The organism is Streptomyces sp. TRM64462 (genome assembly GCF_013362995.1).
In the GTDB taxonomy this organism is placed as follows: Bacteria; Actinomycetota; Actinomycetes; order Streptomycetales; family Streptomycetaceae; genus Streptomyces.
Map to the genome: position 1 here is coordinate 1 of NZ_JABWDV010000456.1, position 24901 is coordinate 24901.

At 73.8% G+C, this 24901-nt stretch carries 20 protein-coding genes; 6 read left to right on the forward strand and 14 right to left on the reverse strand.

Annotation, left to right across the window (positions count from 1 at the left end; translation table 11 throughout):
- Positions 1-1533 (reverse strand): cation-translocating P-type ATPase (locus HTZ82_RS29760; protein WP_175412502.1); only part of this gene is annotated, 1533 nt, incomplete at its 3' end.
- Between the two features lie 166 nt (positions 1534-1699).
- Here HTZ82_RS29760 and HTZ82_RS29765 point away from each other — a divergent pair.
- The gene (locus tag HTZ82_RS29765; protein WP_175412503.1) at positions 1700-2392 is read left to right on the forward strand and encodes a copper homeostasis protein CutC; all 693 of its coding nucleotides are present in this window, start codon (positions 1700-1702) and stop codon (positions 2390-2392) included.
- A 91-nt stretch (positions 2393-2483) separates the two neighbouring features.
- Positions 2484-3158, forward strand: a complete 675-nt coding sequence (locus HTZ82_RS29770; RefSeq protein ID WP_175412504.1) for a class I SAM-dependent methyltransferase — start codon at positions 2484-2486, stop codon at positions 3156-3158.
- A 24-nt stretch (positions 3159-3182) separates the two neighbouring features.
- On the opposite strand, the gene HTZ82_RS29775 is transcribed toward HTZ82_RS29770, so the two are convergent.
- From HTZ82_RS29775 to HTZ82_RS29800, 5 genes are all read right to left on the reverse strand, one after another.
- Positions 3183-6038, reverse strand: coding sequence for a DUF5682 family protein (locus tag HTZ82_RS29775; RefSeq protein WP_175412505.1), 2856 nt, complete (start codon positions 6036-6038; stop codon positions 3183-3185).
- On the reverse strand, positions 6035-7156 hold the full coding sequence (locus tag HTZ82_RS29780; RefSeq protein ID WP_175412506.1) for an AAA family ATPase: 1122 nt from the start codon (positions 7154-7156) through the stop codon (positions 6035-6037). The genes HTZ82_RS29775 and HTZ82_RS29780 overlap by 4 nt, the downstream gene beginning before the upstream one ends.
- A 77-nt stretch (positions 7157-7233) precedes the next feature.
- Entirely contained in the window at positions 7234-8694 is a 1461-nt protein-coding gene (locus HTZ82_RS29785; protein WP_175412507.1) for a VWA domain-containing protein, read from the reverse strand.
- On the reverse strand, positions 8691-10103 hold the full coding sequence (locus HTZ82_RS29790; protein ID WP_175412520.1) for a hypothetical protein: 1413 nt from the start codon (positions 10101-10103) through the stop codon (positions 8691-8693). Before HTZ82_RS29790 ends, HTZ82_RS29785 begins: the two co-directional genes overlap by 4 nt.
- Before the next feature lie 779 nt (positions 10104-10882).
- The gene (locus HTZ82_RS29800; RefSeq protein WP_175412508.1) at positions 10883-12919 is read right to left on the reverse strand and encodes a UvrD-helicase domain-containing protein; all 2037 of its coding nucleotides are present in this window, start codon (positions 12917-12919) and stop codon (positions 10883-10885) included.
- Between the two features lie 253 nt (positions 12920-13172).
- Between HTZ82_RS29800 and HTZ82_RS29805 the strand changes: the two genes are divergently transcribed.
- The gene (locus HTZ82_RS29805) at positions 13173-13379 is read left to right on the forward strand and encodes a hypothetical protein (RefSeq protein WP_175412509.1); all 207 of its coding nucleotides are present in this window, start codon (positions 13173-13175) and stop codon (positions 13377-13379) included.
- On the opposite strand, the gene HTZ82_RS29810 is transcribed toward HTZ82_RS29805, so the two are convergent.
- Both HTZ82_RS29810 and HTZ82_RS29815 read right to left on the reverse strand, forming a co-directional pair.
- Entirely contained in the window at positions 13366-15009 is a 1644-nt protein-coding gene (locus HTZ82_RS29810) for a DNA repair helicase XPB (protein WP_175412510.1), read from the reverse strand. The genes HTZ82_RS29805 and HTZ82_RS29810 overlap by 14 nt on opposite strands.
- Before the next feature lie 84 nt (positions 15010-15093).
- The gene (locus HTZ82_RS29815; RefSeq protein WP_175412511.1) at positions 15094-17568 is read right to left on the reverse strand and encodes a helicase C-terminal domain-containing protein; all 2475 of its coding nucleotides are present in this window, start codon (positions 17566-17568) and stop codon (positions 15094-15096) included.
- Positions 17569-17647: 79 nt separating this feature from the next.
- Between HTZ82_RS29815 and HTZ82_RS29820 the strand changes: the two genes are divergently transcribed.
- Positions 17648-18592 carry a hypothetical protein gene (locus tag HTZ82_RS29820; protein ID WP_175412512.1) on the forward strand — a complete coding sequence of 315 codons (945 nt, stop codon included), beginning with the start codon at positions 17648-17650 and terminating at the stop codon, positions 18590-18592.
- A 73-nt stretch (positions 18593-18665) separates the two neighbouring features.
- Here HTZ82_RS29820 and HTZ82_RS29825 read toward each other — a convergent pair whose 3' ends face one another.
- The 3 genes from HTZ82_RS29825 to HTZ82_RS29835 are packed head-to-tail and all read right to left on the reverse strand — an operon-like array spanning position 18666 to position 21630.
- Entirely contained in the window at positions 18666-19532 is an 867-nt protein-coding gene (locus tag HTZ82_RS29825) for an ABC transporter ATP-binding protein (RefSeq protein ID WP_375540876.1), read from the reverse strand.
- Positions 19533-19534: 2 nt separating this feature from the next.
- A complete protein-coding gene (locus HTZ82_RS29830) occupies positions 19535-20623 on the reverse strand; it encodes an iron chelate uptake ABC transporter family permease subunit (protein WP_175412514.1) in 1089 nt (362 codons plus the stop codon).
- Positions 20620-21630, reverse strand: coding sequence for an iron ABC transporter permease (locus HTZ82_RS29835; RefSeq protein WP_175412515.1), 1011 nt, complete (start codon positions 21628-21630; stop codon positions 20620-20622). The genes HTZ82_RS29830 and HTZ82_RS29835 overlap by 4 nt, the downstream gene beginning before the upstream one ends.
- A gap of 84 nt (positions 21631-21714) precedes the next feature.
- On the opposite strand from HTZ82_RS29835, the gene HTZ82_RS29840 reads away from it, so the two are divergent.
- Positions 21715-22338, forward strand: coding sequence for an HAD family hydrolase (locus tag HTZ82_RS29840; RefSeq protein WP_375540877.1), 624 nt, complete (start codon positions 21715-21717; stop codon positions 22336-22338).
- Here the strand turns inward: HTZ82_RS29840 and HTZ82_RS29845 are convergent.
- Positions 22308-22565, reverse strand: a complete 258-nt coding sequence (locus HTZ82_RS29845; RefSeq protein ID WP_175412517.1) for a hypothetical protein — start codon at positions 22563-22565, stop codon at positions 22308-22310. The two genes, HTZ82_RS29840 and HTZ82_RS29845, sit on opposite strands and share 31 nt — an antisense overlap.
- A 165-nt stretch (positions 22566-22730) precedes the next feature.
- Here HTZ82_RS29845 and HTZ82_RS32830 point away from each other — a divergent pair, with 165 nt between their 5' ends.
- Complete coding sequence (locus tag HTZ82_RS32830; RefSeq protein WP_175412518.1) at positions 22731-23114, forward strand: cold-shock protein; 384 nt, start codon at positions 22731-22733, stop codon at positions 23112-23114.
- A 292-nt stretch (positions 23115-23406) separates the two neighbouring features.
- Here the strand turns inward: HTZ82_RS32830 and HTZ82_RS29855 are convergent, their stop codons facing one another.
- Both HTZ82_RS29855 and HTZ82_RS29860 read right to left on the reverse strand, forming a co-directional pair.
- Positions 23407-24264, reverse strand: a complete 858-nt coding sequence (locus tag HTZ82_RS29855) for a 1,4-dihydroxy-6-naphthoate synthase (RefSeq protein ID WP_175412521.1) — start codon at positions 24262-24264, stop codon at positions 23407-23409.
- A 15-nt stretch (positions 24265-24279) separates the two neighbouring features.
- A partial coding sequence (locus HTZ82_RS29860; protein ID WP_175412519.1) for a futalosine hydrolase occupies positions 24280-24901 on the reverse strand: 622 nt, incomplete at its 5' end.

The window sequence follows — 24901 nt, forward strand, 5'->3', positions numbered from 1 at the left end:
GTTGGCGAAGTCCTCGGGGGCGGGCAGGGTGCCGACCCTGGCGGCGGCGCCGGCGGCGACGGCCTGGGCGATGGGGTGTTCGGAGGAGTGCTCCAGGGCCCCGGCGAGGCGCAGGACGTCGGTCTCGTCGGTGCCGTCAGCGGTGTGGACCTTGATGAGGGTCATACGGCCGGTGGTGACGGTGCCGGTCTTGTCCAGGACGATCGTGTCGACCCGGCGCGTGGTCTCCAACACCTCCGGGCCCTTGATGAGGATGCCGAGCTGCGCACCGCGTCCCGTGCCGACCATGAGAGCCGTCGGCGTCGCCAGCCCGAGCGCGCACGGGCAGGCGATGATCAGCACGGCGACAGCGGCCGTGAACGCGGCCGTCAGACCGGCACCCGTACCCAGCCAGAAACCGAGCGTGCCGAGCGCGAGGGCGATGACGATCGGCACGAAGACCGCGGAGATCTTGTCGGCCAGGCGCTGTGCGGCGGCCTTGCCGTTCTGGGCGTCCTCGACCAGCTTCGCCATCCGGGCGAGCTGCGTGTCGGCCCCGACCCGGGTCGCCTCGACGACCAGGCGGCCGCCCGCATTGAGCGTCGCGCCGGTCACCGTGTCGCCGGTCCCGACCTCCACGGGCACGGACTCGCCGGTCAGCATGGAGGCGTCCACCGCCGACGAGCCCTCCACCACGACACCGTCCGTCGCGATCTTCTCACCGGGCCGGACCAGGAACCGGTCACCGACCTGGAGCTCGGCGGTCGGTACGGTGACCTCCCGGCCACCTCGCAGGACCGTGACCTCCTTGGCGCCGAGCTCCATCAGCACCCGCAGCGCCGCGCCCGCCTTGCGCTTGGCACGGGCCTCGAAGAAGCGCCCCGCCAGGATGAACGCGGTGACACCCGCCGCCGCCTCCAAATAGATGTTGGCGGCGCCGTCACCGCGCGCGACGGTGAACTCGAAGGGGTGCGTCATGCCCGGCATCCCGGCCGTACCGAAGAACAACGCCCACACCGACCACAAAAACGCGGCCGACGTACCGACCGAGATCAGCGTGTCCATGGTCGCCGCACCATGCCGGGCATTGGCCCAGGCCGCACGGTGGAAAGGCCAGCCCGCATAGACGACAACAGGCGCGGCAAGCGCCAGGCTCAACCACTGCCAGTACGGAAACTGGAGCGGCGGGATCATGGCCATAGCGACGACGGGCGCGGAGAGGACGAGAGCGGTGAGGAGCCGCTGCTTGAGGTCGCGCAGCTCAAGATCCGCCCCCGGCCCGCTCTCCTCGGCCGGAGCGGGCGCCGGCGGCTCCGGCTCCTGCGCGGTGTAACCGGTCGCCTCGACGGTGGCGATGAGATCCCGTACGGAGACGTCCGGGCCCCGGTAGGAGACCTTCGCCTTCTCGGTCGCGTAGTTGACCGTCGCCTCGACGCCGTCCATGCGGTTGAGCTTCTTCTCAATGCGCGCCGCACACGAGGCGCACGTCATGCCGCCGATGGTCAGCTCGACCTCGGCGGTGCCACCGGGCGCGGTCGTGGGGCCGCCGCTCATCTCCACCGACTCCTTGCCTTCATACCCTCTGGGGGTATTACCTGAATCCCAGTGTAAACCCGCCACGGACCGAGCGGTGCAGCCGGCACCGCACCCCGCCCACCCCCTCCCACGGCTACCATGACCAATGGACTAGACCTGTAGCCGCCGTGAGGAATGGGGTCCGATGAGCAACCGTGCAGTCCTGGAGGTGATCGCCCTCGACGCGGAGGACGCGATCGCCGCGCAGGCCGGAGGAGCGGACCGTCTGGAGCTGGTCAGCGACATGGCGGCGGACGGGCTGACGCCGTCCCGCGAGACGTACGCGCGGATCCGGGCCGCCGTCGACATCCCGCTGCGCGTGATGCTGCGCCTCTCGGACGGTTTCGCGGCCGGGGACGTGGACGCGCTCGTGCGCGTCGCGCAGGAGATGCGCAGCGAGGGCGCGGACGAGTTCGTGCTCGGCTTCCTCGACGCGGACGGCCACCCCGACCTGCACGCCCTGGAGCGGGTGGTGGCGGAGCTGGAGGGGTGCCGCTGGACGTTCCACCGGGCGATCGACCACGCGTCGGACCGTGACGCGCTGCGCAAGCAGCTCGCCGACTTCCCGGGCCTCGACACGTACCTCACGGCGGGTTCGCGGGACGGCGTGGCCACGGGCCTGCCCGTCCTCACGGCGGAGGCCGCTCTGCGCGGCACGCCCGGCTACGAGGCCCGGCTCCTCGTCGGCGGCGGACTCCGGCTCGACCACGTCCCGGCGCTCCTGGCGGCGGGCATCGACGCCTTCCACATCGGCGGCGCGGCCCGCCCCGCGGGCTGGACGTCCCCGGTCTCCCCCACCGCGGTCCGCACCTGGCGCCGGACCATCGACACACCCTGACCCGGCGACGGCCAGAGAACGCCGGAGAACGGGGAGCACACCGCACACCGAGCACCGCACCCGCTCACGGCCTCCGCTAGGGTCCGCGCCCATGACGCATCCCTCGGACGACGACGCCTCCCGTCCCTTCCTCGACACGACCCGCGCCGGGTACGACGTCATGGCCGCCGACTACGACAAGCACTTCCGCCACGAGCTGGAGAGCATGCGTCTGGGCAGGGCCATGCTGAACGCGTTCGCCGAGTACGTACGCGTGGACGGCGCCGCACCGCGCCCCGTGGCCGACATCGGCTGCGGGGCGGGCCGCGTCACCGCCCATCTGGCCGGACTCGGCCTGGACGTGCTCGGTATCGACCTGTCCCCCGGGATGCTGGCCGTCGCCCGCCGCGAACACCCCGGGCTCCGCTTCCAGGAAGGCACGATGACCGCCCTCGACCTGCCGGACGGCTCCCTGTCCGGGCTCGTGGCCTGGTACTCGCTCGTCCACATCCCCCCGGACCTGGTCCCTGACGTCCTGGCCGAGTTCCACCGCGTGCTCGCCCCCGGCGCCCCGCTCCTCCTCGCCTTCCAGGTCGGCGAAGGCACCCTCCGCCTCACCGAGGCCCTGGGCCACACCGTCGCCCTGGACTTCCACCGCTGGACACCCGAGACGCTCGGGAGTCTCCTGAAGGCCGCAGGCCTGCCCGTACGGGCCCACATGGTCCGGGAACCCGAACGCGCGGAACGCACGCCGCACGCCTGCATCCTGGCCCACCGGCCCGCCTAGGCCGCGCGGGCGGGTAACGCCCCGTCAGACGCCCGCCAGCAGCGCCTCCAATGCCTGGGCCGTGGCCGGGTGACGGCCCGTCAGTGCCGCGCCCGCGCCTGCGGAGGGTCCGTCCGTCGGGGACCATGCGCCATCGCAGCCCAGGAGCGCCGCCGTCGCGTCGCACGTGGCCGGGTGGGCCCTCAGGAGCGTGCCGGCCGGGCCACCGCCCGTGCCGCGCGGCGCCGCCGGGCGTACCTCGGGCTGGGGCGCGCGCCACGGCGGGACCCAGGCGTCCAGGGCCGTAAGCCGCCCGGGGAAGACCCGCCCGGCCTCGCGGATCAGCAGCGGGGCCAGCTCGGCGCCGCCCTGCCGCAGCGTGCCGATCAGCGTCGGCAGCCACGGCAGCAGCACCGGGTCCGGCAGCCGCCCGAACGCGTTGGACACCGCCTCCACGACGAAGTCCGTCAGGGCGGGCACCGGCTCCAGGGCGTGCACCAAGCCGCTCAGGTAGCGGGGGTACGAGGGCACGACCAGCGGGTTGGCCAGCAGTGCGTCGCACCGCTCCCGCAGCTCGCTCCGCGCCATGGTGCCGAGCTGCGTCTTCGCCGCCCACAGCAGCGCCGTCTTCGCCGGGTCCACCGGGTGCGACTGGGCGACCGCCAGCTCCAGCTGCGTACGGTCGCAGCCCAGCGACAGCGCCAGGCCCTCCATGCTGAACAGGAACCCCAGCATCGCCGCGACCTGCCGCACCGTCGCGTTCTCGTCGGTGAACGCCGTCGGCAGCAGCGTGCAGTAGTGCGCGTACCCGGCCTTCACGAACGACTCGATCCACGGCGGCAGCACCGGCTCGCTGGTGCGGTAGTACGCCAGCAGCCGCCGCACCCGGCGCAGCACCTCCGGCGCCCCGTCGACGCTCCGCTCGGCCGACAGCACCTCCAGGGCGCGCGCGCCCAGCTCGTCCGCGAGGCGGCGGCCGCGCAGGTACAGCGTCGCGTCCTCGACGGCCTCCAGGACCGTCGCCGCCGTGGCCCGCGGCCCGTACGCGGTGCGGCGCAGCCGCTGCTCCAGGACCTGCTCGATGCTGACGCCCTCGTAACCGAGCTCGATCAGCGCCCGCTGGTGCGTGCCGAGCGCCAGGTCCCACGACTCCTGGATGGGCCGCTCCCCCAGCGTCCGCTCACCCATGATCGGGCGCGCGGCGCCGTGCGGCATCAGATAGCGCAGCATCCACAGCACGTCGGAGCAGCGCTCCAGCTCGGGCCGCCCCGCGATGTCGAGCAGCGCCCGCTGCACGCCGCGCTGCTGGAGCTTCAGGTTCAGCGGCGCGAGCCGGTCGTGCACGTCCCGCGCGAGCGGCGGCAGCGCGTCGTACCCGACCTGGCCGGTCCGGTCGCCGCCCATCATGATCTCGACGAGCCGGCGCACATCCCGCCGCCCGGGCACGGTGTCCTTCTCGATGCAGGTGACCGCCGCGTCCTGGAAGTCGTACGGCGTGGGCTTGGCCCGGTCCCGCATCCCGGCGAGCAGGATCGACGTCTCGAACACGGCGATGGCGTCGGCGGTCGACGCGAGGTAGCCGTTGCGGCGCGCGGCGCGCACGATCTCCACGGACCAGCCCAGCAGCTCCGCCTCGTCCAGCCGGTCCAGGACGGGCGGCCGCTGGAGGAACCCGCTCAGCTTGTCCGCGTCCGCGTCCGGGGCCGTGGCCACGGGCGCGGGGGCGGGGGCGGGTGCGGCCGCGGTGCTCTTCTTCGCGCGGGACTTCTTCGCGCCCGCCTGCCCCGCCAGCCGGTACGGCTCCACCCGCGTCCGCTTGAGGTTCTTCGCCCACTGCGTCGCGGCGATCGACACCGACCCGGCGGCCAGGCCGAACTGCGCCTCGATCGCGGCGTGGCTGGACGGGATCAGGCCGTGCTGCCACTTCGTGGCGGTGCGCGGGCCGATCTCGAACGAGCCGGCGGTGCCGTCGACGCCGAACTCCTCCACGCGGCTCGCCGCGTGGAAGGCGCCGCACACGTACAGGCAGTCCTCCGGGTCCGTGCCGGTCGCGGCGAGGTGCTCCCGCATACGGGTCCACATGTACCGCTCGCGGTCCTCGTCCACGCGCACCCGGTGCGGGTCGCCGGGCGCGAGGCGCCGGAAGAGGCTGCCGATCAGCAGCATGACCTGCCGGTACGTGACGTGGTCGGCGTCGCCGAGCGGCAGCTCGACGTACTGGTGCCACCACTCCGACCAGTGCCGTACGTTGCCGTGGCGCAGCAGGTGCTCCTCCAGCTCCGCGAACCGCGGCCGCAGGTCACCGATCTCCACGCCGACCGCGTCGCCGTGCAGCGCGGCCTCCTCCTCCGCGGCGGGCGCGCCCGTGCCCGTGCCCCCGTCCGCGTCGGGCTCGGTGGCGGACCGGTCCCGGCGCGCGTCCCACTGGAACACGTGGTCCGACGACCGGTCGACCAGGACCAGTTCGACGCCCGGCGTGTCCAGCGCGTACGCGATCGCCTGGTACTCGGCCGACGCCTCCGTGATCGGCGCGACCACCGACAGCGGCGCCCAGTCGGCCGGGAAGCCGTCGATCTCGCTCGCGAACGACTGCACCGCCACCGGCAGCCGGCAGTTGCGCAGTTCCGTCAGCAGCGGCGCCATGTCCTCGCACAGCTCCAGGTACACGACCTTCGGCTGCTTCTCGCGGAGCCGGCGGGCCATCGCGACGGCCGACGCGGGCGAGTGGTGGCAGACGGGGAAGATCTCCAGCGGCTCCCGCACCGCCCGGTCCACGTCGTCGACCATGCCGAGGAGGATGCCCTCCAGGGCGCCGGGCCCGTCGGCGAACGCCGTCGCCGCGTCCTGGAGCTGCGTACGCAGCGCCCCGAAGGTCCCGCCGCTCTCGTGCGTTCCGCTCATGACAGGGTGGCGATCGCGTCGCGGCCGCCCTCCAGGAACTCCGGCCAGGACCCGCCCTCTTCCTTGCTGCGCGGCTCGACGACCCCGTGCAGATACTTGTTGAGGATGGCCAGGTCCTCGGGCTCGCGCCGGGCCAGCGACCCGACGAGCGACGAGGCCAGCGTGTGCGCGCTCAGGGCGCGGTCACCGAAGAAGTTGCTGTGCAGGATCGCGTCCTCCAGGACGCCGATCTGCTCGGCGGTCGACAGCGCGGACTCCAGCTTCTCGTCGTCGCTGCCGGCCGCGGCGGCCGATTCCCGCAGGTCCGCGAAGCTCTGCAGCAGCACGTCGAGCAGCGTCGGCGGCACGTCCAGCTCGATCTGGTGGCGGCGCAGCAGCTCCTCGGTGCGGAAGCGGACGATCTCCGCCTCGCTCTTCTTGTTCGTGACGACCGGGATGCGGACGAAGTTGAAGCGCCGCTTCAGCGCCGACGACAGGTCGTTGACGCCCCGGTCGCGGCTGTTCGCGGTGGCGATGATCGAGAAGCCGGGCTTGGCGAACACGATGTTGTCGCTGCCGTCGCTGTCCAGCTCCGGCACCGAGATGTACTTCTCGGACAGGATCGAGATCAGCGCGTCCTGGACGTCGCTCGTGGAGCGGGTCAGCTCCTCGAAACGGCCGATCGCGCCGCCCTCCATCGCCGTCATGATCGGGGAGGGGATCATCGACTCACGGGACTGCCCCTTGGCGATGACCATGGACACGTTCCACGAGTACTTGATGTGGTCCTCGGTCGTGCCGGCCGTGCCCTGCACCACCAGCGTGGAGTTGCGGCAGATGGCGGCGGACAGCAGCTCCGCGAGCCAGCTCTTGCCGGTGCCGGGGTCGCCGATGAGCAGCAGACCGCGGTCGGACGCCAGCGTCACGATGGACCGCTCGACGAAGCTGCGGTCGCCGAACCACTTCTGCGAGATCTCCCGGTCCAGGCCGTCGGACCGCTCGGAGCCCAGGATGAACAGGCGGACCATCTTCGGGGACAGCCGCCACGAGAACGGCTTGGGGTTGTCGTCGATCGACTCCAGCCAGTCCAGCTCCTCGGCGTACTTGAGCTCGGCGGGGGCGCGCAACAGGTCGGACATCACAGGGCCTTTCTCAAAGTCTCGGATTCGAAGTCTCAGGTGGGAAATGTCAGACGAGGAACGTCAGGCCAGGAACGTCAGGCCAGGAACGTCTTGAGCTCGTGGACGAGCTTGCGAATGTGGCCGGAGAGCACCGGCGCACCGAGGTCCTTGAAACGCTCCCGGAACCACGGGTTGACGCTGCCGCGTCCGGAGCTGGTCACCGAACCGACCGGGATGAACTTGGCTCCCGAGCGGTGGACGGCGGCCATGCTCGCGAACAGCTCCTCGGACCGCCATTCGTAGAAGTCGGAGATCCACACCACGACGGTGTTGCGGGGCTCGGCGATCTTCGGCTGGGCCAGGGCCATGGCGACCGTGCCGTCCGTGCCGCCGCCGAGGTTGGTGCGCAGCAGGGTCTCGAACGGGTCGTGCACCCACGGCGTCAGGTCCACCGCGCGCGTGTCGTAGGCGATGAGGTGCACGTCCACCTTCGGGAGCCCGGCGAAGATCGACGCGAGGATGGTGCAGTTCACCATGGAGTCGACCATCGAACCCGACTGGTCGACCACGACCACGAGCCGCTGCGGCGTCGTCTTGCGGACGGTGTGCCGGTAGTAGAGGCGGTCGACGTAGAGCCGCTCCTCCTCCGGGCTCCAGTTGGTGAGGTTCTTCCAGATCGTGCGGTCCAGGTCCAGGTTCCGGAAGATCCGCTTGGGCGGCACCGACCGGTCGAGGGTGCCGACCGTGGCCTTCTCCACCTGGGTACGGAGCACTTCGGCGACCTCGTCGACGAAGCGGCGGATCAGGGCCTTGGCGTTGGCGAGGGCGACGCCCGACAGGTTGTTCTTGTCCCGCAGGAGCTGCTCGATCAGCGACATGCTCGGGGTCAGCCGCGCGGCGAGCCGGGGGTCGGCCAGGACTTCGCGCAGGTGCATCCGCTTGACCAGGTCGGCCTCGATGGCGCCGAGTTCCGGGCCGATCGCCGGGATGAGGCGGCTGAGGTCGGGCGTCGTACCGCCGCCGCCCGTGCCGGTCGGGCTGACACCCGGTCCGGCGGCGCCTCCCGCGGCGCCGGGGCGGCCGCCGCGCAGGTCGCCGGGCCGGCAGCCGAGCGCCCGCTCCAGCCAGCCCGCGTCGGACTGCCAGCGCGCCAGCTGCCCGGCGGTGACCGTGCCGGAGCCGGAGGCGAAGACGTTGAGCAGCACCTTCGACACCAGCGCGGCCCGCCGCACCTCGGCGGCACGGTCACGGGCGCCCTCGCCGCCATCGCCGCCATCCGCCCCGGGCGTCATCAGCCCGTCGAACTCGGCGGCCAGCTCCGGGTGCCGCTGCACCACGGAGTCGACGGACGCCTGCGGGTCGAGCAGCGCGGACGGCAGCCCCATGTCCTCGACGACGGCGAGGCTCGCCGACTCCAGCGTGGCCTGCTCCTCCGGATCGAAGAGCCGGGCGAGCAGCCGCCAGTACAGGACCTGGCGCCGGTTGTCGTACGGATCGGGCGCGTCACTCTCGGCGCCTCCGGCAGCGGTTACCGCCGCATCCTGATGCTCCGTCATTTCCGCAGCAGCCTTCCCGCGCGCTCCCGCAGCACCGCGACGGCGTCGGTCGCGGCCTTCTCGGCCTTCACGCCTGCCTTGTCGGTGGTGCCCCCGGCCCAGCCGCCCGCGTGCACCGCGACGGCCTTCTTCCGTACGGTCGTCTCGACGGCCAGCGGCTGAAGGAGGAACGCCCCGTCGTCCCAGCGGAGCAGCCCTATGCAGGCGCTCGACCGCGCGACGGCCTCCGGTGTGAGTGGTCCCGCCGTCGGGATCCGGTCGGTGTCGACGGCGAGCTCGCGCCCGGCGACGTCGAACGTCAGCGTCCCGTCGTCCCCGTCGTCCCCGTCGTCGCCCTTCTCGCCCTTCTCCACGGCGTACCCCTCCAGGAACACGGGCACCGCGATCCGCGCCGGGTGCCGGTCCAGCGGCGCGGTCGCCGCGTCCGTGGCGGTCGGCAGGGCCACGCGCGCGGTGGCGAAGGCGTCGGCGGGCTCGCCCGGGCGGGCGTGCTCGTCGCTCCAGACCAGGTCACCCTCGGCGGTGACCGGCATGTCGGTCAGCTCCATCGAACGGCCCTCGCTGAAGGCCGCCAGCAGCGACATGTGCGGGCGCAGAAGCTGCCACAGGCCCGCCCCGACGACCGTGTCGGGCTTCGGCGCGGACACCCCGGCCCGTACGAGGCGGGGCGCGGCGCCGTCCGCGGGCTCGAACACCGCGTGGACCTGGGCCTGTACGGCGGTGGCGTGCTCCTGCACGTCCACGCCCAGCGGCAGCAGCCGCCCGGTGGCCGTCCCGGTCACGGGCACGTCCGCCGCGCCCGGCACGGTGAGGAGCAGCGCCCGCGCCCACAGGTCGGCCCAGCGGCGCACCGGCACGCGCTCCAGCGTCGCGCCCGGGCAGGACGCGGCGAGTTCGGCGGCGAACCCGTCCATGAGCGTCGCCAGGCGGCGCAGCGCCGGGTCCGGGAGCATCGCGGACACGATCTGCGCCGAACCCGACACCACCTCGTGGTCCATGCCCTGCCAGCCGGTGCGCGCCAGGTCGGCGAGCCAGGCGCGGGCGGCCGCGAGCAGGTTCACGGCCTGCCCGCCGGACCCGCCCGGCACCGGGGCGGCCGCCTCGCCGCGCGCCCGCCCGGTCGTCTCGTCGGCCTGGGCGGTCAGCGCGTCGTGGGCGGAGCCGAGCAGGGCCGTACGGGCGGCGGCGAGCGCGACGAAGTGGTCCTCGCCCGCGGCGCCGGCCGCCGCCTTCTCGGCCGCTTCCGCGACCCGGCCGGCCAGCGGTGTCCCCGCGACGGCGTCCGCGAGTCCGGCCAGACCGGCCGCCTGGGCGGGCTGGGGGCGGAGCAGACCGGCGACGAGCGCCCGGTCGAAGGCGTCGACGGCCGCCAGGGCCTCGTCGAGCCCGTCGACGGTTCCGCCGATCAGAGCGGCACCCTCCGCACGGCCCGCGTCGGCACCGCCCGCACCCGCACCGCCCGCATCCGTCTCACCCGCGTTCCCGTCGGCCTCGCGCGGTGGCACCCCCGTGACCACCGCGCGGGTCGGCGGGAACCACTGCATCTCCGGCAGCGGCCCGGTGCCCGGCGCCAGTTCCAGGTACGCGAGGTGGCGCAGGAACCGGCTGAACACGGGCGCGGCGGCCTGAGTGTCGCCCTGCGCGGGCCGGGTGCCGGCCATGGCGAAGGTGAGGGCCGCGGCGTCCGGCTCCGCACCGGCGTCGGCGGCGTCCACCCGCAGGTACCGGGCGACGCGCCCGGCGCCGTACTGGAGCACGGCCTCGCCGATCAGCGCCCGGATGTGGTTGCAGAACGATCCGCGCGCACCGCCGCAGGGCCGGTTGTTGTTGGTGCTGCACGCGAACGCGTACGTACCGGCAGCGACCGACGAGACGTACACCCGCCCGATGTCCGAGCCGCTGGACACCACACCCTGCAGGCGTCCGTCGGCCAGCTCGACGAACGGGACCTTGGCGAGCTTGCGCGGCCGCGCGGGCGGCACCACCCGGACCGTGCTCGACCTCTCCCAATCTGACAACGCGCCATCTCCTCGGCAGCAAAGGGGACTTCCGCGCCACATCGGCGGGGACACGAATGAACATACGTGCGCCCACTGACAACGCCGGGTGGCGAGCGAGCCGGAGGAGAGAAAAGGAGAGGACGACCGGCCGACCGGCCGACCGGCCGACCGGCCGACCGGCCCGACGCCTACCGGGGGTCGAGCTGCGCGGGCAGCGGCGCCGTGTGCAGCACCTTCAGCCCGGACACCGCGCGCGTGAGAGCGACGTACAGGCGCCGCAACCCGGTCCGTTCGTCGGGTTCGCCGTCCACGACGGCGGCGGGCTCGTCGAGGACGACGTAGTCGTACTCCAGGCCCTTCGCGAGGGACGCCGGCACCAGCGTCAGCCGGGCCCCGGCCGTCGTCTCCTCGCCGGGCGCGAGGAACGGCAGGCCGGCGGCCCGCAGCGCGCCGGCCAGCTCCGGTACGCGCGCGTCGGCGGCGATCAGGCCCACCGAGCCCTCCCGCTCCAGCGAGGCACGGCACGCGGCGACGACGGCCTCGTCCCGCTCGTCCCCCGCCACGGCACGCACCTCAAGCGACCCCGGGTTCTCCCGCACCGACCGCACCTCGGCGAGCCCGGGCGCGATGTGCGGCAGCAGCCGCGACGCGTACGCGATGACGTCGCGCGGCACACGGAACCCGGCCGTCAGCTCCTCCACGAGCGCGTCCCCCTTGCCCAGGTGCCGCAGCGCATCCGCCCAGCTCTCCGTGGCCCACGGGGTCGTGCCCTGCGCCAGGTCGCCGAGCACGGTCGCGGAGCCGGTGGAGCAGCGCCGGCCGACCGCGCGGTACTGCATGGGCGACAGGTCCTGCGCCTCGTCCAGGACGACATGGCCCAGCGACTGCGTCCGCGCGACCAGGTCGGCCGTCTCGTCGATCAGTACGGCGTCGGCCGCCGACCACTTCGCGGACTTCACGCCGCGCGGCGGCCTGGCCCACAGGAGGGTCTTCTGCTCGTCCTCGCTGAGCACACCGTCCGCGTGCGCGGCGAGGAACGCGGCGTCCGACAGCAGCCGCAGCACCAGTTTCGCGGGGTCGACGGCGGGCCAGATCGCCTTGACGGCCGCCTTCACGGCAGCGTTCCGCGCGACCGCGTCCTGCACCCGGTCGTCGGGCGCCTCCCCGGCGGCCTCCATCCGCACCAGCACCGCGTGCGCGATGCGCTGCGGCAGCGCGTCGCGCGCGGCGCCGTACCGCATGTCGCGGGCGAGCAACTCCCGGACGATCTCCTCGACTTCGTACGCGGGGATGCGCCACCGCCGCGACCCGCGCACGACGACCACGGGCTCGGTCGGCATGCTGACGTGCGAGCGCAGCGCCCGCCGCAGCACCTCGGCCATCCGCGCGTCACCCTTCACGACGGCCGTGGCGGCGTCGTCGGCGCCGCGCACCTCGACGTGCGCGCCGACCAGGTCCTCGACGGTGGCCTGCTGCACCTCCAACTCGCCGAGCGCGGGCAGGACTTGCTCGATGTAGTGCAGGAAGGACCGGTTGGGTCCGATGACGAGCGTCCCGGTGCGGGCCAGCCGCTCCCGGTGCGCGTACAGCAGATAGGCGACGCGGTGCAGGCCGACGGCGGTCTTGCCGGTGCCGGGCCCGCCCTGCACGCACACCGTGCCGGACAGGCCGCTGCGGACGATCTCGTCCTGCTCGGGCTGGATGGTCGCGACGATGTCCCGCATGGGCCCGACGCGGGGCCGTTCGATCTCCGCCTGGAGCAGCCTGCTGGTGCGCTCCTCCTCGCCCGGGTCGCTGAGCCGCTCGTCCTCGTAGGCGGTGAGGTCACCGCCCGTGTAGCCGAAGCGCCGCCGCAGCCGCACGTCCTGCGGGTCCTTCTTGGACGCCCGGTAGAACGGCTGCGAGACGGGCGCGCGCCAGTCGATGACCATGGGGTCGCCGTCGGCGTCATGCACATGCCGCCGCCCGATGTAGAAGCGCTGCCCCTCCTGAGTGCTGTGCAGATAATCAAGCCGCCCGAAGAACAGCGGGGTGCCGGACAGATCGGCCAGGGCCTTGATCCGCTCCTCGATCTGCCGCTCCAGGACGGCGGCGTTGACCCAGTTCGCGGTCACGTCCCGGATGTCGAGGGCCTGCACGTCCTCGCGCATGGCGCGCAGGGCGGCCCGCGAGGCGGCGAGGTGCGCGCGCTCGCGGGCGAGGGGATCCGGGTCGGGTGCGGACATGGCGGTGCCTCCGGCGTACGGCGTGTGTGGGCAAGGGCAGCCGTCCGGTTTCCGACCGGAGGGCGGCGCTCCCGGACGGGGAGGCGGGCAAGGGCGGTGATTTTAGTGAGTACGCGGAGCGCGGTCGACCGAATTAAGGGCCGCGCGTCCACCCCGTAGGGGACGCCGTATGCCGGAAGGAGGACGAGCGGGGCAGCCGACTTCCGCCCACGGAGCGACGCGAAGGGACCCCGCGGAATCGCACCATGGAAGCATGACAGCAGCGACCTTCACCCACTCCACCACCCCACCCGCGACAGCAGGCGCAACAGCCCTGAGCGCGGCCCGCCCGGCCCTCCGCCCGGCCCTCCGCCTGGGCGACGCGCTGCGCGCGGCACGCGTGTTCGCGACGGCGGCCTTCGGTGTCGCGATACTCGGCGAGTACGACGCGCAGGCGGCCGGAGTCGTCAGGCGCCGCTGAGGATCTCGCTCGCGTCGATGATCCGGTACGCGTACCCCTGCTCCGCCAGGAACCGCTGCCGGTGTGCGGCGAAGTCCTGGTCGATGGTGTCGCGGGCGACGACCGAGTAGAAGTGCGCCTGGTGCCCGTCCGACTTGGGCCGCAGCACCCGCCCCAGCCGCTGTGCCTCCTCCTGGCGCGACCCGAAGGTCCCGGACACCTGGATGGCGACAGTTGCCTCGGGCAGATCAATAGAGAAATTGGCGACCTTGGAGACGACCAGCACGCTGATCTCCCCGTTCCGGAAGGCGTCGAAGAGCTTCTCGCGCTGAGTGTTGGGGGTCTCGCCCTTGATGACGGGGGCGTCGAGGTGCTCACCGAGCTCGTCGAGCTGGTCGATGTACTGCCCGATGACGAGGATCTGCTGCCCGGCGAATTTCCGTACGAGCGCTTCGGTCACCTTCCGCTTGGTGGCGGTGGTGGCGCAGAAGCGGTACTTCTCCTCGCTCTCGGCGGTGGCGTAGGCAAGCCGCTCGCCCTCGGTCAGATCGACCCGCACCTCGACACAGTCAGCGGGCGCGATGTACCCCTGCGCCTCGATCTCCTTCCAGGGCGCGTCGAACCGCTTGGGCCCGATGAGCGAGAAGACGTCGGACTCGCGCCCGTCCTCCCGTACGAGGGTCGCGGTGAGCCCGAGCCGCCGCCGCGCCTGCAGATCAGCGGTGAACTTGAAGACCGGCGCGGGCAGCAGATGCACCTCGTCGTAGAGGATGAGACCCCAGTCACGGGAGTCGAACAGCTCCAGGTGCGGATAGACACCCTTCCGCTTGGTGGTGAGCACCTGGTAGGTGGCGATGGTGACGGGCCGGATCTCCTTCTTCGTGCCGCTGTACTCGCCGATCTCGTCCTCGGTGAGGGAGGTCCGCCTGACGAGCTCGTGCTTCCACTGCCGCGCGGAGACGGTGTTGGTGACGAGAATGAGCGTGGTCGCCTTGGCCTTGGCCATGGCACCGGCCCCGACCAGCGTCTTCCCGGCCCCGCAGGGCAGCACGACGACGCCGGACCCGCCGTGCCAGAACCCTTCGACGGCCTGCTTCTGATAGGCGCGCAGGGCCCACCCGGTCTCGTCCAGCTCGATCCGGTGGGCCTCCCCGTCGACGTACCCGGCGAGGTCCTCGGCGGGCCAGCCGAGCTTCAGCAGCGTCTGCTTGATCTGCCCCCGCTCGGAGGGGTGCACGACGACGGTGTCGTCGTCGATCCGGGCACCGACCAGCGGCTTGATCCGCTTGGACCGCAGGACCTCCTCCAGAACCGGCCGGTCCGTGCTGGTGAGCACCAGCCCGTGCGCCGGGTGCCTGCTGAGCGTGAGCCGCCCGTACCGGTCCATCGTCTCCGCGACGTCCACCAGCAGCGCGTGCGGCACCGGGTACCGCGAGAACTCCACCAGAGCGTCCACGACCTGCTCGGCGTCATGCCCGGCGGCCCGCGCGTTCCACAGCCCGAGCGGCGTGACCCGGTACGTGTGGATGTGCTCGGGCGCCCTCTCCAGCTCGGCGAACGGCGCGATGGCACGCCGGCAGGCGTCGGCCTGCTCATGGTCGACTTCGAGCAGCAGCGTCTTGTCGCTCTGCACGATCAGCGGTCCGTTCACGCCTCACCCTTTCCGTACACCGTGGTGCCCTGGCCGGCTCGGCTCGGCTCGGCCAAATCTCCAGTGTGCCGTACGGGGCGGCGATCACTCCTCGGCGAGTTCCGCGACGCCCGTGATGCGGTGGAGGGGGTACGTGCGGACCTCGTCCGCCGTGTGGTCGTACGCGGTGACGAAGCCGCCCTCGACGCGGACGGGGGCGATGACGCGCTGGGTGGCGGTGCCTTCGGCGTTGACGTAGCCGATCCAGACGGCCGAGCCGGTGAGGGCGGCGGCCTGGACCGTGGCGAGGGTGTCGGCGGGGGACGTGCGGGGCAGGGCGCCCTCGCGGGGGGTGGCGGCGGGTTCCTTGCGGGTGACCGTGGCGGCCAGGTCGCCGGCGCGGATGGCGCGGACGGCGGCGCCGAGGAGGGTGGCGTCCGGGGTCGGGGGGCCTTCCGGGACGGGGGCCGGGGCGGTGCGGGGCGGGGTGCGGTGGGCGTCGGCGCGGGTGATCAGGACGTCGCCTTCGGCGGACTCGGCGGCCGGGGCGTAGCCCAGGGAGCGCAGGCCCTCCAGGAGCGTCGTGGGGTCCGCGGCGGAGGCCAGGACGGTGGGGGCCAGGCGGCGCAGGCGCAGGGGTGCGGAGCGCCTGTCGGCGACGATCTCGCCGAGGACGGCGTCGTCGTCGCAGCGTACGTACGAGGAGGCCGCGCCCACGCGGAGGTGGCCGTGCCGCCGGGCGACGTCGTCGATCAGGTACGCGAGGGGCTGCGGGACCGGCGTACGGGAGTGGGCGGCCAGGAAGGCGTGGAGGTCGGCGGCGGTGCGGCCGGAGTCCAGGGCGCGGCGCACGGAGGCGGGCGTGAAGCGGTAGACGGTGGCGCCGCCCTTGGACTCGACGTCCGCGAGGACCGACAGGGTGTCCGCGAGGGGGCGGCGCAGCGGGCCGGGGGCGACGGCCGTCAGGTCGGCCTGGAGCAGGACGTGGTCGACGGGTTCGGGGAGGAGCGGCGCGAGGAGCGCGACGGCGGCGCCCTGGTCGGGGTCGTCGTCCCGCAGGAGCGCGCGGCCGTGGGACGACAGGGCGCCGCGCCCCGTCACGCCCAGCAGCTCCGCCTCCGTGAGGGTCCATCGGGCCAGCCGGGTGCGCAGCTCCGCGCCGGGCCCGCCGCCCCGCAGCGGCCGCTCCCACCGCAGCCGGTCCAGCACCGCGCCCGCGTCCGGGGCGGCGCCGTGCGGCAGCGCGGCCAGCAGCTCCAGCACCCGCCGCCGCACCTCGGGCGCGGCGCCCCGGTCCAGGTCCGAGCCCAGCGCGGCGAGGGTGCGCCCCTTGGCGTCCTGGTTCCCGACGAGGCCCGGCGTGCGGGTCCCGGCCAGCCACGCGGCGGCCAGGTGGGCCCAGCGGCGCGCGGCCGGCAGGTCCCGCCACGTGTCGGACGCGGGCGTGGGCGCGTAGCGCTCGTCGGCCTCGCCGTCCGAGGCGAGCAGCCCCGCCCCGTACGCCAGCTCCAGCCAGAACGCGGCGGCGTCCTCGGTCACGTCCAGCAGCGCCGCCGTGCGCTTGAGGTCCCGTACCGCCATGCCGCCCGCGCGGAGCACCGGGGGCCCGCCCTGGTCCCAGGCCTTCAGCAGTTCCTCGACCGTCGCGAGCGTGGTGTACGCCTGGCCGGCCGCCGTACTGTCCACAACCTGTGGACGGTGTTCGCGGGCCGGCTCGACGGCGGGCGGCACCGGCTCGGGCGCCCGGTGCGCGCGCCCGGCGCGCAGATGGAGCGCGACCTCGCGCGGGAGGACGACGGTGCGTGCCGACGTCGGCAGCAGCAGCCCGTGGTCGCGCAGCCAGCGCACGGGCGGCGTCGGGTTGGCGGTCACCTCGCCGTACGGCGGGCCCCACACCAGCCGGTCCAGGACCGTGAGGGCTTCGGCGGGCGCCTCGTCGAGGAGCGCGGCCATCCGTTCGGGGTCCGTGAACAGGCCGGTCAGCGCGGCGACGGCGGACACCGGGTCGTGCGTGCTCGGCAGCCCGAGCGTCTGGAGGATCTCCTGGAGCCGGCCGGGCGACATGCCTGCGGTTGCCTCGACGACGGCGGGGCCGAGGCCGGTGGGTGACGGGTGCTGCGCGGACGGGGCGAGCAGTTCGCGGGCGGTGCGGACGAGGCGGAGGCGGTCGTCGCCGCCCCACACCAGGGCCTGTTCGCGCAGGACGGCGACGGCGCCGGGCAGCGCTGCCTCGACGTCCGGGTCGCCGGCGTCGCCCGCCATGAGCCCGAGCAGCACCGGGTACGGGGCGGGGTCGGGCGCCACGGCCAGCGCCTCGGCGGTCTGCAGCGCGAACCGGTCGAGGTGCTCCAGGGCCCGTACGACGGAGGCGCGGGTGCCCGCGCGGGTGGCGAGCTGGGTCAGGTCGTTCGGTACCGGGGCCAGCAGATCGGGGCGGGCCCGCAGCAGGGCGGCCAGCCCCTCGTCGCCCCGGGTCCGCAGGGCCTCCGCGAGGGTGCGGGGGGCCACCGCCGCACCGTCCTGCTCCTCGGCCACGTCCGCCGCCACGTGCGCCTCCCAGTCCCGCTCACCGGTCGCCATCCGCACCACGTTAGCCCCTGCCCCCGGCGCAGGCGCTAACGTCGGAGCCTCGGAGGGGCGAGGTGCGGAGGGCGCCACGGTGGGCATCGAGAGCGACCAGTTGGTCTTCGACTATCTGAGCCGGGTCGGGGACCTGGCCCAGCAACGGCAGTTGCCCTCGCAGCAGCGCATGAACCTCGTCGCGTCGCTGCGGGACGAGATCTCCCGCGAGCGCGCGGACGGCGGCGGCGACACCCCGGCGGCGGTGCGGCGCATCCTGTCCCGCCTCGGCACGCCGGACGCGGTGGTGACGGCGGTCGAGAACGGCGGGCTCGCGGTCCCGGAACAGCGCACGGCCCGTACGACCCGCCTGCGCGGCGGGACCGCGGACGCCCGCCACGCGGAGGGGGAGCCCCAGTGGTGGCGCGTCGAGGAGGGCGCGGCCGCGGCGCCGCCGGGCGACCTGCTCGCGGGGGGCGTGGCGCCGGGCTTCGAGGGCGGCGTGGAGATCCCGGAGATACTGGAGCCGCCGAAGAAGAAGCCGGACGGGACACCCGAGAAGACGGACGGGACACCGAAGAAGCCCACAGAGGCCGCCCCTTCGAAGCTCCGCCTGGCCGGAGTGCCCGCCCTCCTCACGCGCCGCCGCAAGAAGCCCGGGAAGCAGCCGGAGCCGGCGACGGAGGCCCCGAAGCCCCCTCGCCGCCCGTTCCGCAACCCGGTGCTGCTGGCCGCCGCCGGGCTCCTGGTGGCGGGGGTGGCCCTGGGCTCGTGGCTGCCCCTCGCGGGCGGCTGGCTCCTGGCGTACGCGTCCCGGCGGCTCAGCCGCGCGCAGGCGAAGTGGGCGGTCCTGGGCCTCCCGGGGCTGGCCGCCGCGGGCGGCGCGGTCTGGCTGTGGGGGCGCCTCGACGGCCGCTGGGGCGACCCGGTCCCGCCGGGCGGCGACGCGCTGAGCGAGGCGCTGAGCAGCACGTGGCCCTGGGTGATCCGTGCCGCGGCCGTGGCCTCCGCCCTGTACCTCGTCTGGCGAGCCCGCCGCACCTGACGGCGGGGCCGCCCTGACGGCGGGGCCGCCCTGACGTCGGGGCCGCCCTGTCGTCGGCGCACGCGCCGCGGCGTCATCCCACGCGCTCAGCCGCCCCACCCGAAGCGTCCGCCCCACCCGGCACGCCCTCCGGGCCCCCGTCCCACGGCGCCCCCGGCACCACGAGCGGTGAGCCCGTCACCGGGTCCGGGACGACGAGGGCGTCCAGGCCGAAGACCTCGCGGACCAGCTCCGCCGTGACCACGTCCTCCGGCCGGCCCTCCGCGACCACACGGCCCGCCTTCATGGCGACCAGGTGGTCGGCGTACCGGGCGGCCTGGTTCAGGTCGTGGAGGACGACCGCGACCGTCCGCCCGCGCGCGCGGTTCAGCTGCCGCACCAGGTCCAGGACCTCCACCTGGTGGGCGATGTCCAGGTACGTCGTCGGCTCGTCGAGGAGCAGCAGGTCCGTGTCCTGCGCGAGGGCCATCGCGATCCAGACCCGCTGCCGCTGCCCGCCCGACAGTTCGTCCACCGACCGGTCCGCGAGCGCACTCACGCTCGTACGGGCCATGGCGTCCACCACCGCCCGCTCGTCCTCCTCGGACCACTGCCGCCACCACGCCTGGTGCGGCTGGCGGCCGCGTGCCACCAGGTCGGCCACCGTGATCGCCTCGGGCGCCACCGGGGTCTGCGGGAGCAAGCCGATCTGCTGGGCGATGCGCTTCGTCGGGAGGGACGCCAGCTCCCGCCCGTCCAGCAGCACCGCCCCGCCCCGGGGCTTCAGCAGCCGCCCCAGCGCCCGCAGGGTCGTCGACTTGCCGCACGCGTTGGGCCCGACGATCACCGTGACCTTCCCGTCCGGTATCGCCAGGTCCAGCTCGTCCACGACCGTACGGTCGTCGTACGCGAGGGTCAGCCCGCGCGCCTCCAGCCTGCTGCTCACGCTGCTCACGCCCACGGTCACGCCTTTCCTCCACTACGCCCCGCACGGCCCGTACGGCTCCGAACGATCAGCCAGATCAGATACGGCGCCCCCACCGCCGCCGTCAGCACCCCCACCGGCAGCTCCACCGGTGAGAACAGCCGCCGCGCCAGCAGATCCGCCGCCACCACGACCACCGCGCCCAGCAGCGCCGACCCGGCCAGCGGGATCTGCGCGCCCCGCGTCAGCCGCCGCGCGGTCTGCGGCGCCAGCAGCGCCACGAAGTCCACGGGCCCGGCCGCGCCCGTCGCCAGCGACGCCAGCACCACGCCCAGCAGGACCAGGCCGAGCCGTACGCGGCCCAGCGGTACGCCCAGCGCGGTCGCCGTGTCGTCGTCCAGGGACACGGTGCGCTGCGCCCGCGCCGCCCACAGCACGCACGGCAGCAGCACGAGCAGCGCCCAGCCGAGCGGCGCCGCCTCGTCCCATCCGCGCCCGTTGAGGGAGCCGGTCATCCAGATCTGGGCCTGCTGGGCGACCAGGTAGTCGCCCTTCGTCATCATCAGCGTCGTCACGGACCGCAGCGCGATCGCGAAGCCGATCCCGATGAGGACGAAGCGCGCCGCGTGCAGCCCGCCGCGCCACGCGAACGCGTACACGAGCAGCGCCGCGAGGATCCCGCCCGCCACCGACAGGTACGGCAGCACCGCGAACGACGTCACGCCGAAGGTCATCGCGGTGACCGTCACCGCGCCCGCGCCCTGGCTGATGCCGATGATGTCGGGGCTGGCCAGCGGGTTGCGGGCCACGGTCTGGATGAGCGCCCCGGCGACCCCGAAGGCCGCGCCGACGAGCAGCCCCATCACCAGCCGGGGCAGCCGCAGCGTACCGACCACCAGCTCGGCCTGCGACGGCCGCCCGGCCAGCACACGCAGCACCTCGCCGGGCGCGACGAACTCCTCGCCCACACACAGGTACGCCACCGACAGCGCCGCCAGCAGCACGGCCAGCCCCCCGGCGACCGCGACCGCCCGCCGGTGCACGAGGAACGACGCACGCCCGCCCCGCACGACCGCGTACCCGGGAGCGACCCCCGAAGCCCTCTCCGCCGTCCCCGCAGCCGTCACGCCGGCACCGCCTTCCTCCGTACGAGCGCCACGAGGAACGGCACACCGATCAGCGCCGTCATCACCCCCGCCGCGACCTCACCCGGCGGAAAAACGATCCGCCCCAGCACATCGGCCACCAGCAGCATCACGGGCCCCACCAGCGCCGCCATCGGCAGCACCCACCGGTGGTCGCTGCCCACGAGGGCCCGGGCGATGTGCGGTACGGCGAGGCCCACGAACGCGATCGGCCCGGCGGCGGCGACGCCCGCACCCGTCAGCACGGTCGCGCCGACGCCGGCCACGACCCGTACGGCCGCGACGCGCTGCCCCAGCCCCTTCGCCACGTCCTCGCCCAGCGCGAGCGCGTCGAGCCCCCGCGCGACGCACACCACCAGCACCAGGCCCACCAGCAGGAACGGCCAGACCTGCGCGACGACGGCCGCGTCCCGCCCGGCCACGGAACCCGCCTGCCAGAACCGGAACTCGTCGAGCGCCACCGCCCTGGTGGTCAGCACCCCGGTGGTGACCGACAGCAGCAGCGCGTTGATCGCCGCCCCACCCAGCGCGAGCTTCACCGGGGTGGCCCCACCACGCCCACTGGCGGCAATGGCATAAACGGCCACAGAGGCAACAGCGGCCCCCACAAAGGCGAACCAGACATATCCGCTCAAGGTGTGCACGCCAGCGAAAGCAATAGCCGTCACCACCCCCACCGACGCCCCCTGGCTGATGCCGAGGATCCCGGGATCGGCGATCGGGTTGCGCGTGATGCCCTGCAGGGCGGTACCGGCGACCGCGAGCGCCGCCCCCACCATGAGAGCGACGAGCGTACGAGGCAGCCGCAGCTCCAGGACGACGTCACCCTCGCCGCTGCGCCCCGCGCCGTGCAGCAGCGCGTCGAGCACGACGGACGGGGCGATGGGCCGGGCGCCCACACCGAGGCTCAGCAGGACGGCGACGAGCAGCGCGGCGACGGCCGCCGCTGTCGCGAGGACACGTCGGGAACGCACAGCGGCAGCACTCAATCCATCAGAAGAACCGGTCCAGCAGGTAAGGGTTGGCTAAGTCTAAGCACCGGCCGGAAACCGCCCACCGGCAGAATGGCCCCCATGACTCTGACCGTCGGTTTCGACCTGGACATGACCCTGATCGACTCGCGCCCGGGAATCCGGGCGACATATCTGGAGCTTTCCGCCCGCACGGGCGTCCGGATCGACGCCGACCTGGCGGTCAGCCGCCTCGGCCCGCCCCTCGAACACGAGCTGGCGCACTGGTTCCCCGAGGAGCACGTCGCGGAGATGGCGGCCGCGTACCGTGAGATCTATCCCACACGCGCCATCCACCCGACACGCGCGCTGCCCGGCGCCGAGGGTGCGATTTCAGCCGTTCGCGCGGCGGGCGGGCGCAGTGTCGTCGTGACCGCGAAGAACGGACCGCACGCCGAACTCCACCTCACGCACCTCGGCCTGGAGCCGGACGCGGTCATCGGCGGCCTGTGGGCCGAGGCCAAGGCCGAGGCGCTGCGCGCGGAGTCGGCGGACGTGTACGTCGGCGACCATCTGGGGGACATACGGGGCGCCCGCGCGGCGTCCGCGCTCGCCGTGTCGGTGGCGACGGGCCCCTACGACGAGGAGGCGCTGCGCGCGGCGGGCGCGGACGTGGTCCTCACCGACCTGACGGCCTTTCCGTCCTGGTGGACGGCCTACACGGCCTCGGCGGACGCCTTGGCCTGACGCCGCTGCGCGGCGATGGAACGGAGCACCCCGGCACCGGCGATCAGAAACCCGACGCCCATCAGCATGCACACGCCGTACGCAATCGGGGGGAACGGTTCCGTCCCTAGGAAGAGTGGTGCCACTGTGACCAGTGTGGCGACCGCGCCGATGATGAAGACGACGCCTCCGGCACGAACCAGCCCGTCACCGGGCGCGGCGGGACTGGCGGGGGTTTCACTACGCATTCGGCCAGGGTAGTTCCCAGGCCGGAGGAACATACCGGGGACGTCTTGTCAGCAGGGCCGGGACCATTAGCCTTAACTGTGTGGCGGGTCCGAGCGACCCGCTGTAGTGCTATCCAGAGCCGTTTTCATGGCGACACCCATCGAGTACGAAGACGAGGACAGGACGTGCCTACCGGCAAGGTCAAGTGGTTCAACAGCGAGAAGGGCTTCGGCTTTCTCTCCCGCGACGACGGCGGCGACGTCTTCGTGCACTCGTCGGTGCTCCCTGCCGGAGTCGACAGCCTGAAGCCGGGCCAGCGCGTCGAGTTCGGCGTGGTGGCGGGGCAGCGGGGCGACCAGGCCCTGTCGGTCACGGTCCTCGAACCGACCCCGTCCGTGGCCGCGGCGCAGCGCCGCAAGCCGGACGAACTGGCGTCGATCGTGCAGGACCTGACGACGCTCCTGGAGAACATCACGCCCATGCTGGAGCGGGGGCGGTACCCCGACAAGGCCCACGGCAAGAAGATCGCCGGCCTCCTCCGAGCGGTAGCCGACCAACTGGACGTCTGACCCTCCAAGGCCCCACGCCCTGCGACGCCCCCGGGCCCGCAGGGCGTCGCCATGTCCCCGGGGGTCTTGTCACCCACCCCCGCCCCCACCGGCGTGCAGTCGCCGTTACGGCGGGAGGGGACGCGGAGGGGTCGCCCCCGCAGGATTGGCGGTGCCGAAACGCTTCGCGTTCCGGGACCCGGGCCCGCCAATCCGAGGAGGTGAGCCCCGGAGCGGCACCGACCCACGCACCGGCGGAATGCGGGGCCGCCGCCGTGGTGACCGGGAACAGGGGTGCGGGCGGCCGGTGCGGTCACGGAAAGCGCAGGGCCTCCGGGGGGACCGGCGGGACCAGGTTCTGGGCGGACGCCCGGGTCAGGAGGGCCTCGACGGCCGCGTATCCCTCGGGGCCCAGGGCCTCGGTGAACGGGTTGACGTACAGGTCGATGTGCCGGGACGCGACCGACGGGTCCAGTTCCTGGGCGTGGGCCTGAACGTAGGGCCGGGACGCCTCGGGCGACGCCCAGGCCATGCGGACGGACGCGCGCGCGGACGCCGCCAGGCGGCGCAGCATCGGCTCCCCCAGCGACCGCTTCGCGATGATCGCGCCGAGCGGGATCGGGTGCCCCGTCGTCGTCTCCCAGTGCTCGCCCATGTCGGCGAGGCGGTGCAGCCCGTACTCCTGGTACGTGAAGCGCGCCTCGTGGATCACGAGGCCCGCGTCGACGCGCCCGTCCCGTACCGCGGGCATGATCTCGTGGAAGGGCAGGACGACCACCTTCCCCACGCCCCCCGGCACGACGTCCGCCGCCCACAGCCGGAACAGCAGGTACGCCGTCGAGCGCTCGCTCGGCACCGCCACCGTCCGCCCGGCAAGGTCCACTCCCGGCTCGCGGGTCAGCACGAGCGGCCCGCAGCCGCGCCCGAGCGCACCGCCGCAGGGCAGCAGGGCGTACTCGTCGAGGACCCACGGCAGCACCGCGTACGACACCTTCAGCACGTCCAGTTCGCCGCGCTCGGCCATGCCGTTCGTGATGTCGATGTCGGCGAAGGTGACGTCGAGCCCGGGCGCGTCCGGCACCAGGCCGTGCGCCCAGGCATGGAAGACGAACGTGTCGTTGGGGCAGGGCGAGTACGCGATACGTACATCCCGCTCCACCAGCGGTACCACCGGATCCACCCTCACTCACTCCTCCGACGCGACGGACAACGCACTGCTCAGCCCCGCGAACCCCGCGCTCAGCGCCTCCAGCGCCTCCCCGATCCGCCACGCGGCGCGGTCGCGCGGCCCGACGGTGTTGGAGACGGCGCGCAGTTCCAGCACCGGCACGCCGTGCGCCGCCGCGGCCTCGGCGACGCCGTAGCCCTCCATGGCCTCCGCGCCGGCGCGCGGGTGGCGGGCGGTCAGCTCCGCCGTACGGGCGGCCGTTCCGGTCACGGTGGAGACCGTCAGGACGGGCGCCAGGACGTGCGGCAGGCCCGCCGCCGCCAGCGCGCCCGTCACGCGCGCGGTCAGCTCCGCGGGCGGCACGTGCACCGAACGGCCGAAGCCGAGGTCCTCGACCGGCAGGTAGCCGTCGGGCGTGTCGGCTCCGAGGTCGGCGGCGACGATCGCGTCCGCGACGACGAGGGAGCCGAGGGGGGCGCGGGGCGCGAAGCCCCCGCCGATACCGGCGGACACGACGAGGTCGTACGGGTACGGGGCGGTCGCCAGGGCCGTGGCGGCGCCGACGGCGGCGGCCGCGGGGCCCACCCCGGCGGCGACGACGTCGAAGGAGGGCGCGGCGGCGCCGGCGTGCCCGGCCGGC